Annotated in this window: 15 protein-coding genes; 7 read left to right on the top strand and 8 right to left on the bottom strand. The window is 33.0% G+C overall.

The window, feature by feature from the left end; genetic code table 11:
• The first annotated feature begins 93 nt into the window (after positions 1–93).
• A complete protein-coding gene (locus STRUR_RS07010; protein ID WP_006738500.1) occupies positions 94–732 on the top strand; it encodes an MBL fold metallo-hydrolase in 639 nt (212 codons plus the stop codon).
• 25 nt (positions 733–757) lie between these two features.
• Here STRUR_RS07010 and ftsX read toward each other — a convergent pair whose 3' ends face one another.
• From ftsX to queG, 4 genes are all read right to left on the bottom strand, one after another.
• A complete protein-coding gene (ftsX, locus tag STRUR_RS07015; protein ID WP_006738974.1) occupies positions 758–1,687 on the bottom strand; it encodes a permease-like cell division protein FtsX in 930 nt (309 codons plus the stop codon).
• Positions 1,680–2,372, bottom strand: coding sequence for a cell division ATP-binding protein FtsE (gene ftsE / locus STRUR_RS07020; RefSeq protein WP_006739704.1), 693 nt, complete (start codon positions 2,370–2,372; stop codon positions 1,680–1,682). The genes ftsX and ftsE overlap by 8 nt, the downstream gene beginning before the upstream one ends.
• A gap of 39 nt (positions 2,373–2,411) precedes the next feature.
• A protein-coding gene (prfB, locus tag STRUR_RS07025) for a peptide chain release factor 2 (RefSeq protein WP_126430494.1) occupies positions 2,412–3,510 on the bottom strand; the annotation gives its coding sequence in 2 pieces (ribosomal slippage) (positions 2,412–3,437 and positions 3,439–3,510; 1,098 coding nt in all).
• A gap of 100 nt (positions 3,511–3,610) precedes the next feature.
• Positions 3,611–4,729 (bottom strand): tRNA epoxyqueuosine(34) reductase QueG, encoded by a 1,119-nt coding sequence (gene queG, locus STRUR_RS07030; protein WP_006740104.1) that lies wholly within the window; start codon positions 4,727–4,729, stop codon positions 3,611–3,613.
• A gap of 131 nt (positions 4,730–4,860) precedes the next feature.
• Here queG and STRUR_RS07035 point away from each other — a divergent pair, with 131 nt between their 5' ends.
• Both STRUR_RS07035 and STRUR_RS12120 read left to right on the top strand, forming a co-directional pair.
• Positions 4,861–5,448: a metallophosphoesterase gene (locus tag STRUR_RS07035; RefSeq protein ID WP_006739523.1), complete on the top strand. Its 588-nt coding sequence runs from the start codon at positions 4,861–4,863 to the stop codon at positions 5,446–5,448.
• Positions 5,445–5,669, top strand: coding sequence for a hypothetical protein (locus STRUR_RS12120; RefSeq protein ID WP_006739069.1), 225 nt, complete (start codon positions 5,445–5,447; stop codon positions 5,667–5,669). The genes STRUR_RS07035 and STRUR_RS12120 overlap by 4 nt, the downstream gene beginning before the upstream one ends.
• Positions 5,670–5,684: 15 nt before the next feature.
• Here the strand turns inward: STRUR_RS12120 and STRUR_RS07045 are convergent, their stop codons facing one another.
• From STRUR_RS07045 to STRUR_RS07060, 4 genes are all read right to left on the bottom strand, one after another.
• Complete coding sequence (locus STRUR_RS07045; protein WP_006738737.1) at positions 5,685–6,422, bottom strand: glycerophosphodiester phosphodiesterase; 738 nt, start codon at positions 6,420–6,422, stop codon at positions 5,685–5,687.
• Positions 6,423–6,527: 105 nt separating this feature from the next.
• Positions 6,528–9,212 carry a cation-translocating P-type ATPase gene (locus STRUR_RS07050; protein WP_040832761.1) on the bottom strand — a complete coding sequence of 895 codons (2,685 nt, stop codon included), beginning with the start codon at positions 9,210–9,212 and terminating at the stop codon, positions 6,528–6,530.
• A 228-nt stretch (positions 9,213–9,440) separates the two neighbouring features.
• Entirely contained in the window at positions 9,441–10,373 is a 933-nt protein-coding gene (locus STRUR_RS07055; RefSeq protein ID WP_006739443.1) for a cation diffusion facilitator family transporter, read from the bottom strand.
• A gap of 1 nt (position 10,374) precedes the next feature.
• A complete protein-coding gene (locus STRUR_RS07060) occupies positions 10,375–10,761 on the bottom strand; it encodes a YwiB family protein (protein ID WP_006740011.1) in 387 nt (128 codons plus the stop codon).
• A 120-nt stretch (positions 10,762–10,881) separates the two neighbouring features.
• Here STRUR_RS07060 and STRUR_RS07065 point away from each other — a divergent pair, with 120 nt between their 5' ends.
• The 4 genes from STRUR_RS07065 (at position 10,882) to STRUR_RS07080 (ending at position 15,566) form a co-directional block, all read left to right on the top strand.
• A complete protein-coding gene (locus tag STRUR_RS07065) occupies positions 10,882–12,183 on the top strand; it encodes an HD domain-containing protein (protein ID WP_006739536.1) in 1,302 nt (433 codons plus the stop codon).
• Between the two features lie 143 nt (positions 12,184–12,326).
• On the top strand, positions 12,327–13,136 hold the full coding sequence (gene yidA / locus STRUR_RS07070; RefSeq protein WP_006739591.1) for a sugar-phosphatase: 810 nt from the start codon (positions 12,327–12,329) through the stop codon (positions 13,134–13,136).
• Entirely contained in the window at positions 13,136–14,350 is a 1,215-nt protein-coding gene (locus STRUR_RS07075) for an aminoacyltransferase (RefSeq protein WP_006739114.1), read from the top strand. The genes yidA and STRUR_RS07075 overlap by 1 nt, the downstream gene beginning before the upstream one ends.
• A 10-nt stretch (positions 14,351–14,360) precedes the next feature.
• Entirely contained in the window at positions 14,361–15,566 is a 1,206-nt protein-coding gene (locus STRUR_RS07080) for a peptidoglycan bridge formation glycyltransferase FemA/FemB family protein (protein ID WP_006738652.1), read from the top strand.
• Positions 15,567–15,571: the final 5 nt, after the last annotated feature.

Consider the following 15,571-nt stretch of genomic DNA (forward strand, 5'->3'; position numbering starts at 1 on the left):
ATAAGAATTGTCAAGTCAATTAGAAATTATTTTAGTCATCACACATCTATACAAAATACTTGAACTCTCCCTTTAATTTGTTAAACTTAAACTATGAATATCTATAAAATTGTCAATCCCATAGCTGTTGAAAATACTTATATTTTAGAGAATGATAACTCACTTCTTGTTATTGATCCAGGAAGTGATGGCCAAAAAGTTCTATCTAAAATAATTGAGTTGGAAAAACCTGTCGTTGCTATTTTACTAACTCATACTCATTATGATCACATTATGAGTTTAGATTTAGTGAGAGAAACATTTAATAACCCACCAGTATATGTTGCTGAAGCCGAAGCAAGCTGGCTTGAATCACCTGAGGATAATTTATCAGGAATGCCTAGGCATGCAGAATTACCAAATGTTATCGCAAAACCAGCTGATTTTTACTTTCAATACGATGAAATCTATGATTTAGAAGGATTTCATTTTAAAGTTGTACCAACGCCAGGTCACTCAATTGGCGGTGTTTCATTTATTTTTTCAGAATCTGAATTAGTCATTACTGGTGATGCTCTCTTTAAAGAAACAATTGGTCGAACTGACTTACCAACTGGAAATCTCGATCAGTTACTTGAATGTATCAAGAATCAACTTTTCACACTCCCAAACCATTTCAGTGTTTATCCAGGTCATGGTATGAACACAACTATTGCTCATGAGAAAAATTTTAATCCTTATTTTCAAAATTAAAAAAAACAAGCTGTAGCTTGTTTTTTTATATTTTTAGATAGCGTCTCATTGAGAATACAGAACCAATAGAACCAATAATAATTCCAATAATGAACAATCCACCAATCAATGCTGGTAAAAATAAACTTGGTTGGTATAAAGAAAGTCCTTGTGGTTGCAATTGACGACTATATTCACTATAAACAAAATGATAGAGATAGAACATTAATACTGAAGGAATAATAGCACCAAATAAACCGATCCAAGCACCTTCAAAGAAGAATGGTCCTCTGATATAAGAATTTTTTGCACCGACCAAACGCATAATTTCAATATCGCGTTTTCGATTCATGATGGTCATACGAATTGTATTTGAAATGAGGAAAATAGCCATTAGTATAAAGATAGCTGCTCCTACCACACCCCAAGTACGGATAAATTTGGTAATCTTAAAGAGTTTATCAGATTGGATACCACCATAATTGACGGATTCAACGCCTTCTAAAGATTTAATCTTTTTAGCAACTTTCTTAACTTGACTTGGTGATTTTGTTTCAACGATATAAATGTCTTGAAGTGGGTTGGAATCATTATCGTACATACTCCAAACATCACCATAAGTTTCTTTAAGTTTTTTCAATTCGTTTTCTTTACTAGAAAAATCAATAGATTTAACACCAGAAATTTTTAAAATGTCTTTGTAAACTTTGTGGTAATCAGCATTCACTACTGTCTCACCAGCTTCATTTTGAATAGTTTCAGAACTATCTTTAGAATCTACCGCTAAGTAGGTATTAATTCTGACATTGTTTTCCACATCACTAGCTAATTTTTCAGTATTTAACAAAACTGAAACAAAAAGTCCTAATAAAGCTAATGTTACTGTTACTGAAGTAATGGAAGCAAAAGTCATCCATCCATTTCGTTTTAAATTTTTAATTGATTCCCATAGGTGACGGAAGAAATTTCTAATCATCGTAACCATATTCTCCTTTCTCCTCATCACGTACAATTTTACCATCCTCAATGGCAATTACACGGTGGCGTAAGGCATTTACAATGTGACTGTTATGTGTTGCCATTAATACAGTAGTTCCTTGAATATTAATGCGTTCAAGTAATTGCATGATTTCCCATGAAATTTCAGGGTCCAAGTTTCCTGTAGGTTCATCGGCAATTAATAATTTTGGATTATTGACGATTGCACGAGCAATTGCCACACGTTGTTGCTCCCCACCAGATAACTGATCTGGGAAAGAACGCATTTTGTATTTTAACCCTACTAACTCTAAGACTTCAGGCACACGTTTTTTGATGTCACGACGTTTGGCACCAATAACTTCCATAGCATAAGCAACATTTTCAAATACAGTTTTACGAGGTAATAATTTGTAATCTTGGAAAACAACACCAATATTACGACGTAAAATGGGAACGTCTTTTTTCTTTAGTTTGTTTAAATTAAATTCACCAACGCGAAGTGTTCCGTTTGAAACCTTCTCTTCACGATATAGTAATTTAATAAAGCTTGATTTACCAGCACCTGAAGGGCCAACTAAATACACAAATTCACCTTGATTCACAGATATTGTCATATCTCTTAAGGCAGTTGTTGAGCGATGATACTTTTTCGTAACATCTTTCATTTCAATTAATGCCATTTTTTATTTCCTTTTTATTTTAGTAAAGTAGTTTCTTCTTTAATCCTCAATACGCCATTTCAAATATGCATCAATAAAACCATCAATTTCACCATCCATGACTTTATCAACTTGCGCAACTTCATAACTAGTTCGGTGATCTTTTACCATAGTGTATGGTGTGAAAACATAAGACCTTATCTGACTGCCCCAAGTTATTTCTTTTTTATCACCTTTTAGCGCATCAACTTCTTGAGCTTTCTTTTCTTGTTCTAATTGATAAAGTTTTGATTGAAGCATTTTCATAGCACGATCACGATTTCCATATTGTGTTCGATCAACAGTAGATGCAACCACAATGCCTGTTGGAATATGGGTTAGTCGAACACCTGTAGAAACTTTGTTAACGTTTTGTCCACCAGCACCACCTGATCGGAAAGTATCCATCTTAATATCGTCATCTTTGATATCAACTTCAATAGTATCATCTAACTCTGGCATGACTTCTACAGAGACAAATGAAGTATGTCTTCTTTTAGCTGAATCAAATGGAGAAATACGAACTAAGCGATGAACACCCATTTCAGATTTTAGCAAGCCATAAGCATGCGGTCCCTCAAAGGAAAGGGTTACAGATTTGATTCCTGCTTCATCACCTGCTTGATAATCTAGGGTTTCTACTTTAAAACCTTTTGCATTACCGTAGCGAGTATACATTCTAAAAAGCATTTCGGCCCAATCTTGTGCTTCTGTTCCTCCTGAACCGGGATGAATTTCTAAAATGGCATTATTGTTATCATAGGGTTCTGAAAGCAGTAATGTCATTTCATAATTTTGCATCAACACATCAAGTTTAGACAAGGTCTCTTCTAAATCTGATTGAATAGACGCATCTTCATCAAGCATTTCTAAATATAATTCTGACTCCTCTGATAATTCTTGCATTGTCTGGAAATTATCATAAGTTGCTTTCAAATCATTTAGAGTTTGGGAAGTTTTTTGAGCAGCAATATTATCATTCCAAAAATCTGGATCTGTCATTTGATGCTCTAATTGTGCAATCTCTTCTTCAAGATGCTCTAAGTCAAAGAGACCTCCTGAAGCTAGTCAACTTCTCTTTATTTTCTACTATTTTTTGGCGAATTTCAGCCACTTCCATAGTTTACTCCTTTTTTCTATAAGTTTTCTTAAGTATATGATAGTTACGCTTCAACAGAATAAATATCAATGATATTCATCAATATTTTAACACAAGACTACTAGAATTGCCATTTTGTAACCAGTTCATTTAATTCATTTTGACAATTATTATTCTCAAATGATAAGTTTGTCATAAAATCAATTAAGTCCTGTTCAGGTTTTTTAACAATCTCACCAATTGCCCAAATTGCAGTTGCCGTATGAATTGGATTATTATTTTTATCGATAATTTCTAACAAATAAACGACCGCATTCTTATCATGTGCGTTTGCTAAAGCAATAATAGCATTACGCTGTAGAATATTTTTTCCTCGCCAAGAACCAGCTATTTTTCCAAATTTCTCTTTAAATCCTTTGTTGGACAATTGTAAAAATGGGATTAATTCAGGTTGTGCTAATTCTGGATCAATCTCGGTGGCTAAAGGATTTGAAATACCTTTATTATAAGGACAACAGATTTGACAGATATCACAACCATAGATAACCGTTTTGATTTTTTTACGAAATTCAAGATCCATCATGCCTTTGTCTTGCGTTTGGAATGATAAACATCTTTTGGCATTCATGGTGCCATCACCAATCAGGCAAGAGGTCGGACAGGCATCAAGACATCTCCGACAATCGCCACAATCATAATCAACAGGTTGATCAGGTTCAATTTCAAGATTGGTAATTAATTCGCCAAGAAACATGTATGAGCCAAATTCTTTTGAAATGACAAGACCATTTTTACCGATAAAGCCAATACCAGCTCTCCTAGCAACAGCTGTATCAACTAATGCCCCTGTATCTACCATACCTTTATATTCGAAGTTCTCAGTTAACTTTTCGATACCTTTAGCTAATTTATCAAGTTTTTCTTGTAAAACATAATGATAATCTAATCCCCAAGAATTGGGTGTTATTTTACCTCTTTTAAATTGTGTTTCAGGTGGTTGTACTGGTAATTTATGAGGATATGCTACAGCAATTGAAATGATCGTCTTAGCCGAATCTAATGAAAGTTTAGGCTTAATTCTTTCTTCAATAATTTTGTGTTCAAAACCTGAATTACGACCTTCTTCAACACCTAAACGTAATGACTTTTCTAAATAGTCAAAATCATCTGCTGTTGTGAAGCCAATTTTGGAGATTCCTATTGATTTTGCTAGCTCTTGAATTTCTGCTTTTATATCCATGATAATATCATATAGGAAAATAATAAAGAACTCAATACTGAATGATGACGAATTGTAACTTTTATTAAAATTTTATGACAATAGAAAGCTTTCAAGTAGTCCAAAGGCTGCTATTTTGCTAGAATATTACCATGACTAAATTAGCAATTATGAGTGATTTGCATATTGATATTAATCATTTTGGTGATTTTGAAGTAAAAACATTACTAAAGGTTTTAACAAAAAATCAAATTGATCATTTACATATCGCTGGCGATATTTCAAATCACTATTTTGATCAGAGTCTTCCCTTTTTAAAGGAACTTTCGGACCATTTAACAGTTACATATAATCTAGGTAACCATGATATGTTAGATCTTGATGAAAAACTCATCAATCAACTAGATTTCAAAACTTATTCATTAACAGATAAAACAACACTACTTGCTTTTCATGGGTGGTATGATTATAGCTTCTTCCCAGAAAAAACCATATCTGAAAATAAACATTTTAAAAACCAATTTTGGTTCGACCGTCGTTTAAGACGTGGTGAAAGTGATCCTAATATTACTAAACAAATTATTCAAAAGCTAGAAGATAAACTGTCAACTCTTAAAAGAGATGATGTTATTGTGTCTATGCATTTTTGGGGAGTTCCGCTTTTCATTCTGCTTTTCAAAAATTTTCGATTAAACACGTTGTTTTTGGCCATAATCATCATTCGTTTTGTAATCATATGATTGATGGTGTTAACTATCATTCCAATCCACTTGGTTACGTTAAAGAATGGAACTTAACACATCAATTTATCGCAGAAAATCCTCAACTGAATTTAAATCATGTGTATAATCCTAATAAACGTTTGCATAAAATAAAATCACTTCCTGAATTTGAAAACTATTACCGAACTCACTTAGCAGAAGAATTTGAAAAAGCAATGACTCTTTTTGAATTAAACTAAAACAGCAATCATCAATTATGATCGCTGTTTTTCATTTCTAATTTTGACTGCTAATTCTGGATTATCTGTCATGAATCCAACTATCTTTTGATCGAAAGTTTGTGATATTTGTTTTCGTTTATTTAGTGTCCAAGGTCTGATATTTTTTCCAAAAAATGGAACCTTGGTAACTCTTTTGAAAAACCATAATTTATTAGGATGTAAAGCACCAATGAATTTAGCTTTACGACCAATAAAAATTTTAAAAGGGTTTCTTTTAACTAAATAAGCCAGTTCGATTTCTGGATCTTCTTCGTGCATTATTTTCAAACTATTAAAAGAAAAACTACAATAAAGGTATTTAAAAGGCCATTGTCTCATTTGCATCACTTGTGCAATTTCTCGTTCGATATGCGGATAATGGAATTTATTTGTTTTGATTTCGATGTTTAAAAAACCTTGAAAATTTTTTTCTTCTAAAAATTCAAGGACTTCAATAAAAGTCGGAATTTTTTCTCTAAAATAGTCAACTGAGAACCAAGAACCAGCATCTAACTCTTTTAGTTCAGCAAGTGTTAAATCTCGGACTAACCCTACACCATTTGTTGTACGGTCAACACTTTCATCATGAATCACTACTAAATGATTATCTTTAGTTCGATGAACATCCAATTCAATTCCATCAGACCCTACACGCAATGCTTCATCAAATGCTGCAATCGTATTTTCAGGTCGGTTCCATTTACTTCCACGGTGGGCAAAAATGACAGTCATTATTATTTCAAACCTTTCTTTTATACAGTTTATCATAAACTGACTTCAAGCCTAAATGCTTTGCTCAACAAAAAAATAGCAGATTTAACTGCTATTTTTTTATTATTAAATTGCTTTTTTATCTTGACCAGTCATTCGTTGAACTGCTTTTACAAGTTCAACTAAAACGATCATCAATAAACTTCCGATAATAACTACTAACCATTGTGTGATTGATAAGTGTGACACATGAAAGACACTATTAAATCCAGGAACAACTACAGTAACCATCAAAATGACAAATGCAATGGGAATAGAGTAATTGAAGAGTCTATTTCTAAAGGCACCAACTGTAAATATTGATTGATAAACAGATTTTACGTTGAAGGCATGAACCAATTGTATAAGACCTAGTGTCACGTATGCCATAGTTAGAGCATCTTCATGCATTAGATGATTTTGAGAGTGTTCTGGGAAAAGAAGTGCAAAACCATAAACACCTAGTACAAGTGCTGTTTGGAAGAAACCTTGGTATAAAATAGCTTCTTTGACACCACCATCAAAGAAATTAGATTTGCGACCACGGGGTTTATGTTTCATAACATTTGGCTCAGCAGGTTCAACACCTAAAGCAATAGCTGGTAGCGTATCTGTTACTAAATTTATCCAAAGCAGATGAACTGGTTGCAAGACATCCCAACCAAATAAAGTTGCTAGGAAAATGGTAAAGACTTCAGCCATATTTGCTGACAAGAGATATTGAATTGTTTTTTGAATATTTGAGAAAACTTTTCGTCCTTCTTCGACAGCGACGATAATAGTGGCAAAGTTATCATCTGCAAGAACCATATCAGATGCGCCTTTTGATACTTCTGTACCAGTGATACCCATTCCAATACCAATATCAGCAGTTTTTAGTGACGGTGCATCATTGACACCATCACCAGTCATAGCAACAACTTTACCTTCATTTTGCCATGCTTTTACAATGCGTACTTTATGTTCTGGAGATACACGCGCATAAACTGAGTATTTTGTAAATACCTTTTGGAACTCTTCGTCACTTAATTCATTTAACTCAGCTCCTGTAAAGACATGATCTTCAGTATCATTAGGATCGATGATTCCAAGTCTTTTTGCAATAGCTTCAGCAGTATCTTGATGGTCTCCAGTTATCATGATAGGACGAATACCAGCTTCACACGCAACTTTAACTGCTTCAGCAGCTTCAGGACGTTCTGGGTCAATCATACCAACAAGTCCACTAAAGACTAAGTCAGATTCAACAACTTCAGATTCCAAAGTTGGAATAGCATCTACAACCTTATAAGCCATCATTAAAACGCGCAATGCTTGTTTGGCTAAATCTTTATTTGTTTTTAAGATAGCTTCTTTATCAGCATCCGTCAAAGGTCTAATTTGACTATTGTCTTCAATATGTGTAACGCGTTTTAAAAGTTGATCTGGTGCCCCTTTAACAGCAACAAAGTAATGTCCATCAGCTTGTTTATGAATCGTAGACATTAATTTACGATCAGAATCAAATGGTAACTCAGCGACACGAGGTTCCGCCTTCAAAATTTCTCTAACATCAAAATTTTGATCTAACCCAAACTGGACAAGTGCTGTCTCTGTTGGATCACCAATTAATTTACCAGATGGATCAATTTTCGTATCATTAGCAAAATTCATGATACGAAGCGTATTGTTTATAGGTGCTACTTCTACTGATGAATTTTGAAGTTGACTGTTTGTATATATTTTTTCAACAGTCATTTGGTTCATTGTTAATGTCCCAGTTTTATCTGAAGCAATAATTTCAGTTGAGCCAAGTGTTTCAACAGCTGGTAACTTACGAATAATCGCATGGCGTTTTGCCAAAACTTGTGTTCCAAGTGAGAGCACGACTGTTACGATTGCAGGTAAGCCTTCTGGAATAGCTGCTACAGCTAAAGCTACGGCGGTCATCAAACCTTCCAATGGTTGTTCGCCCCTGAAGAAAACACCTACTACAAATGTGATGGCAGCAATAACTAGAATTGAATAAGTTAAAATTTTTGATAGATTATCAAGATTTTGCTTAAGTGGAGTATCTGTTTCATCTGCATTAGCTAGCATACCAGCAATGTTACCAACTTCAGTATACATACCGGTGTTTGTAACAACACCTTGCCCACGGCCATAAGTAACATTTGAATTTTGATAAGCCATATTTAGACGGTCACCAATTCCAGCATTAGCTTTAACCTCAGTTGTTAAGTCTTTTTCAACTGGTACTGATTCACCTGTCAATGCTGATTCTTCAATTTTTAAGGAATTAGCTTCAAAAAGGCGAATGTCAGCAGGAACAACATCACCGGCTTCTAAAAGAACAATATCTCCTGGTACAAGTTCTTTTGAGTCCACTTCAATCACATGTCCATCACGGCGAACCCGTGCTAATGGGCTAGACATTGACTTTAAAGCATCAATCGCTGCTTCTGCTTGTCCTTCTTGATAAACACCAAACGCTGCATTAAGGATAACTACTGCTAAGATGATAACAGCATCTGTAAGCCCTTTTGAACCTTCTGTAATCACTGATAAAAAGGCTGATATAATTAAAATGATAATCATCAAATCTTTAAATTGATCGATGAATTTCATAAAGAGACTGCGTTTTTCTCCCTCTTCCAACTCATTGCGGCCAAATTCATTAAGACGCTTATCAGCTTCTTGACTACTTAAACCTTCTTGCGTTGACTCTAATTGAGCGAGAACTTTTTCCTCCGACTGTGTGTAGAACACACCTTTTTTTTGTTCTTTCAACAAAAATTTCCTCCCTTTTTTAGTCTCTTTTTGATTTTTAAGATACAAAAAGAGACTTGTTTTTAAAAACAAGTCTCGCCGTTTAAGCCAATGCCGGAAATTTCTTTCGTAATGACGACATTAACACGATTTAAAATGAAATAAACTTTAACTCGTTTAAATCAATAAATTCGTCCGCTACTCCCTTGATATACCACTTTATTATATAAAATTATCTCACAATTAGCAAGTTTAGGACTTATAATTCTCTTGATAAGTATCTGTTTCAATATAAATAAAAATACGGTATTGAGGAAGTGAATTTCTAATCTTTAATTCTATTTGATTAATAATCTTTGAAGCATCTGCAATATAATTTGTGTTTAATTCAATTTTTGCTGTGACCAATAAATCTGTTGCACTTAAATGAATCGTTTTTAAATCTATTAAATGATCCAACTCAGGACCTACAAAAGATGCTTTGATAATAGCAAGATCTTTTTCAGTTGCACTTTCACCAATAATTAAGCTGTAGAATTCTTTAGCTAAAAATAATGCTGCTAGGCAAAGCATTATACCAATCAACAAGCCTGAGATAGCATCATAAACAGCATTACCCGTAAGATAAGACAAAATTGTTCCTAAAAGAGCTAATACTAAACCAATTACTGCACATGAATCTTCTGCAAAGATGATTAAAATCTCACTATGACGACTTTCTTTTAAAAATTGAAATAATGGAAGGTTTTCTTGATTTAATGCTTTTATTTCTTTAAAAGCAACTCTAAGACTTGAACCTTCAACAAGCATTCCAAAAATTAATATTGCAATAACAATAACAACATTTTCAATTTCATGAGAAGGACTTGTTAATTTTTCGATTGCTTCCATAATACCCAAGGCTCCACCACCAAAAAAGAGCATCATAGCTACAATAGTACTATAAAAATATTTTGCTCGTGCTTCACCAAAAGGGTGTTTCGAGCTTACTTGCCGACTAGCTTTTTTATCACCTACAATTAATAATAATTGATTGCCACAATCAACTATACTATGAATTGACTCATTCATCATAGCTGTTGATCCCGATAATAAAAATCCAATTAATTTAGAAATTGCGACTAAGACATTAGCTGACAGTGCTGCTATAACACTAGTCATTCCTTCTTTCTTTTTTTCAGCCATATTAATGCCACTCTACTTTCATTTGGTAATTTGCCATTAGATTACCATTCGCTGCTTGTTTGAGTTGATAATGTAATGATAAGGATTGGGTATCTTTTGAAAACTCAAAGAAATCCGTTTTTGTCAAAAATACTTGCCTTCCAAGGGGTGTTGGAATCATCATTTCTTTAACTTCATTTTTATGAAATTGCATAATTGTTTTTGGATTTGTATATCTTGTCATTGTTAATTCTTCGTTGTTAAATTTTAATATGACTTTTTCGTTTTCTTCATTTTGATAAACGAGAAAACAATAACCATTTTTTTTTATCAATTCAACTGGGTATGATTCTTTTATTGTTTCTTGATAATCTGGCATTGAGATTTTGTTATTAATATAAATGTGCATTTTAGTGACTAAAATCCTAACTTTTCATGATATGACTTATTGTATGGTAAATTATGAGTTTTGTAAACTTATACTTATTCAATTTAAGGTAGGAAATTATTTTTTTGTTATAATAGGCTTATGAATGAAAAAGTTTTTCGTGATCCCGTTCACAATTATATCCATGTTAATCAAAAAGTCATTTATGATCTTATAAATACACCTGAATTTCAACGACTAAGAAGAATTAAACAAGTCCCAACAACTTCTTTTACCTTTCACGGGGCTGAACATAGTCGTTTTTCACATTGTCTCGGAGTTTATGAGATAGCTCGTCGAGTCACCGAAATTTTCGAACAAAAATACACTGATATTTGGGATACAAAAGAATCCCTGTTAACCATGACAGCTGCTCTATTACACGATATTGGTCATGGTGCTTATTCTCATACATTTGAACGTCTTTTTGAAACAGATCATGAAGCATTTACTCAGGAAATCATTACTAATCCGACTACTGAGATTAATCAAATTCTTTCTAAAGTATCACCAGACTTTCCCTCAAAAGTAGCCAGTGTTATTAATCACACTTATCCAAATAAGCAGGTCGTTCAGCTCATCTCTAGTCAAATCGACTGTGATCGTATGGATTATCTTTTAAGAGACTCCTATTATTCAGCTGCCAATTATGGACAATTTGACCTCATGAGGATCTTACGAGTTATTAGACCAACTACTGATGGCATCGTATTTGACTATAGTGGTATGCATTCAGTAGAAGATTATATTGTTAGTCGATATCAAATGTACATGCAAGTTTATTTTCATCCTGCAAGTCGAGGAATGGAGATGTTACTACAAAATTTATTTAAAAGGGCAAAGTATTTATACCAAAGGACCCATTCTTATTTTGAAAAATCATCACCATTGTTAATTCCATTTTTTGAAAATCATTATAATCTTCAAGACTACTTAGCTTTAGATGATGGTGTGATGACTACTTATTTTCAGTCCTGGATGTCAAGTCCAGATAATATCTTGTCAGATTTAGCAAAACGATTTATTAATAGGGTTGTGCCAAAATCCGTAACTTTTGAAGCTAAATCTGAACCTTCTTTAGATAGATTAAAAGACATTGTTGCTTCAGTTGGATTTGATCCAGAATATTATACAGGTGTGCATGTCAATTTTGATCTCCCTTATGATATTTATCGTCCTGAACGAGAAAATCCAAGAATGCAAATTGAAATCATCCAAAAAGATGGCAATCGCCAAGAATTATCTAAATTATCACCAATTGTCAAAACTTTGACTGGTACTACTTTTGGTGATCGACGTTTCTACTTTCCTAAAGAAATGTTACAAACAGATGATCTGTTTTCCGCAAATAAAGAAGTTTTTATCAGTTATTTATCAAATGAACATTTTACATTTGATCACTAAAAAGTAATCATACGATTACTTTTTTTATGTAAACGATAACATTATTCAGCTTTTTAAATACTAAAGGTATACCATGACAAAAACTGCCTTTTTTAGTAAGATATAAGGTAGAGATTTTTTGCAAATTTCAAAAGGAGTTAACTATGTCTATAAAACTTGTTGCTGTCGATATCGATGGTACTTTAATCAATGACGACCGAAAAATAACTGATGACGTTTTATCAGCTGTTAAAGATGCCAAAAAAGCAGGGGTCAAAGTTATGCTGGCTACAGGAAGACCGATTGCTGGTGTTGAACAATTACTTTACGAACTTGATTTAAAAGATGAAGGTGACTATGTTATCACTTTTAATGGTAGTTTGGTTCAAGACACTGCTACAGGTGAAGAAATTGTTAAAGAAACTATGACTTATGAAGATTATTTAGATATCGAATTTTTGAGTCGCAAACTTGGATTACATATGCATGCCATTACTAAAGAAGGTATCTACACAGCTAATCGCGATATTGGTAAATACACCATTCATGAAGCAACACTAGTCAATATGCCAGTTTATTATAGAACACCAGAAGAAATGGCATCTAAAGATATTGTTAAAATGATGATGATTGATGAACCAGATGTTTTAGATAAAGCCATAAAACTCATTCCTAAAGAATTTTATGATAAATACAATATTGTCAAATCCACACCTTTTTATCTAGAATTCATGGCAAAACAGGTTAGTAAAGGCAATGCAATAAAGCACTTGGCAGAGAGACTATCTATTGATATGTCAGAAACTATGGCTATTGGCGATGCCGAAAATGACCGGGCTATGCTTGAAGTTGTTGGTAATCCTGTAGTAATGGAAAATGGTACTCCAGAAATAAAGGAAATTGCAAAATATATTACAAAATCTAATAATGAAAGTGGCGTAGCTTATGCTATTCGCAAATGGGTATTAAACTAATGTACACCTATAAAACAGGCATTTCAAAATCAGAACATGACAATTTTGTCAAAAAAAGCCCATTAAAAAATGTCTTGCAAAGTGCAAATTGGGCTAAAGTAAAAGATAATTGGAAACATGAACGTGTTGGTTTTTATAAAAATCATGAACTAGCTGCAGTTGCAGCCATCTTAATACAACCTCTACCACTTGGTTTTACCATGTTGTATATTCCAAGAGGACCTATTATGAACTATGACGATAAAGAATTACTACGCTTTGTTGTTAAATCATTAAAAGAAATTGGAAAAAAACAGAAAGCATTATTTGTAAAATTTGATCCTGCATTAATTTACCGTGTGCACAATCAAGAGAACTATCACGAAATCAATGAAAAGACAAAAGCAGTTTTAAATACATTAACTTCTTTAGGAGTTGAATGGACTGGTCTAACTACAGAATTAGGGACTAATATTCAACCGCGTTTTCAAGCAAATATTTATGCAGATCAATTTTCTTTTGATAAATTGTCAAAAACGATGAAACGGAAAATCAAAACAGCCCGAAACAAAAATGTTGATGTCGTCTTTGGTGGCGTAGAACTTGTTGAAGAATTTGCAACAGTCATGAAAAAAACAGAAGAACGAAAGAATATCAATTTAAGAGGGGCAGACTATTATCAAAAATTATTAGAAACTTATCCTGATAGTTCTTTTATCGGAGTGGCTAGATTACATATTTCAGACAGATTAGAGGCAATTGAAAAAGAATTAGATAAACAAGAAAAAATTGCGGCTAAGTTCAATGATAAAACAAAAGAATCAAAACGAACAGAAAATGTAAATGCCATAAAACGTCTTACTGAAGAAAAAGAGTTTTTAGAAGAAAGACAAGTCAAAGAAAATATGGCAGATATTATTCCTATCGGGGGCACACTTAATCTTCAATTTGGTGATATCTCTGATAACCTATATGCTGGTACAGATACTATTTATAGTCAGTACCAACCATCTGTAGCAGTCTGGTATGAAACGATTGAGTATCTATTTTCAAATGGATTTATATCACAAAATATGGGTGGGTTAGAAAATGACTTAGATGGTGGTCTTTATAAATTTAAAATTCAATTTTTACCAACAGTTGAAGAGTTTGTAGGTGAATTTAATATTCCAGTAGGACTTTTGTCAAAACCTGCTATGTTAGCCTATAAAATCCGTAAAAAACATCATGAATAACGGAGGGATTATGTTAAACATCAAAGAAGTCGACTGGGAAACATTCACAAAGAGTCAAGAAAATTTTCCACAACAAAATTTTCTACAAACTGGGCAAATGGCAAGATTACAAGCCTTACGAGGTAGAGATGTCTCTTGTCTACTTGTTTTTGAAGATGAAACAATTGTTGGACAGTTGCTTGTTCAATATCGAAAAATCAAACGTTTTTTTAAAGAAGCTCTCATTTTACACGGTCCAATATACTCAAATCAAGATCAAGCACTGATAAGCCAATTAATAGCTTCATTGGAGTCCTACTTCAAAAAACAAAAGGTTGCAAAAATAAGCTATTTCCCTTATGTTATAGAAACAATAAAGGATAACCAACTACAGACGGTTCAATCACAATTAAACGGTGAACTCATTAAATCATTTTCAACTGCTGGATATCAAAGGGCTTTTGATAAAGAACAAGAAATGATAATAAATACTCAATTTGTGAAACCTCTGGAGACTATTCATACAAAAGAGGAACTTCTTGAGAATTTAATCCCTTCTGTAAAAAGAGATATCAAAAAATCTCAGGCCATGCAGGTTAAAATTGAGGAACTAAATGTTGAAAATTTAGATGAATTTTATCATATTCTCCAAATGACTGGAGAACGAAAAGGATTTTCAATACAAGAATTTGACTACTTTAAATCAATCAAGGAACAATTCAAAGAACATGCAAAATTTATGCTAGCATATCTTGATTGTGAGGCTTACCAGAACTATTTAAATCAAAATATCTCGTCTTTTGAAACAAAAATAAAAGAACTGGAAGATAGACCTCAGAAAAAAAGAACAAAAGGTCAAATTGCAGATGCAAAAGATCAATTAAGATCATATTATAAACGTCAAGAAGAATTTGATCACATGTCAATCCAAGGGAATAAATTACCATTGTCATCATATCTATTTATGTGCTATGGAAATGAAATAGTAAGTTTCCAAGGTGGAAACGATGAACGATATATGAACTTTTGTGCAGCTACTCTCATTCATTGGGAAATGTTGCAGTATGCTATTAATAATCAATACCAACTTTTTAATTTTTATGGTACGACTGAAACTGAAATGGCTAATGCTGGAAAAGGTAATTTTAAATTCAAAAGTCAGTTTGGTGGACAACTTGATATTTTAGTTGGCGAGTTTTATAAAATATTGAATCCCGTTTTAAAAATAATAAACTAAAAAAA

It is taken from the genome of Streptococcus urinalis 2285-97 (assembly GCF_000188055.2).
Lineage (GTDB): Bacteria > Bacillota > Bacilli > Lactobacillales > Streptococcaceae > Streptococcus > Streptococcus urinalis.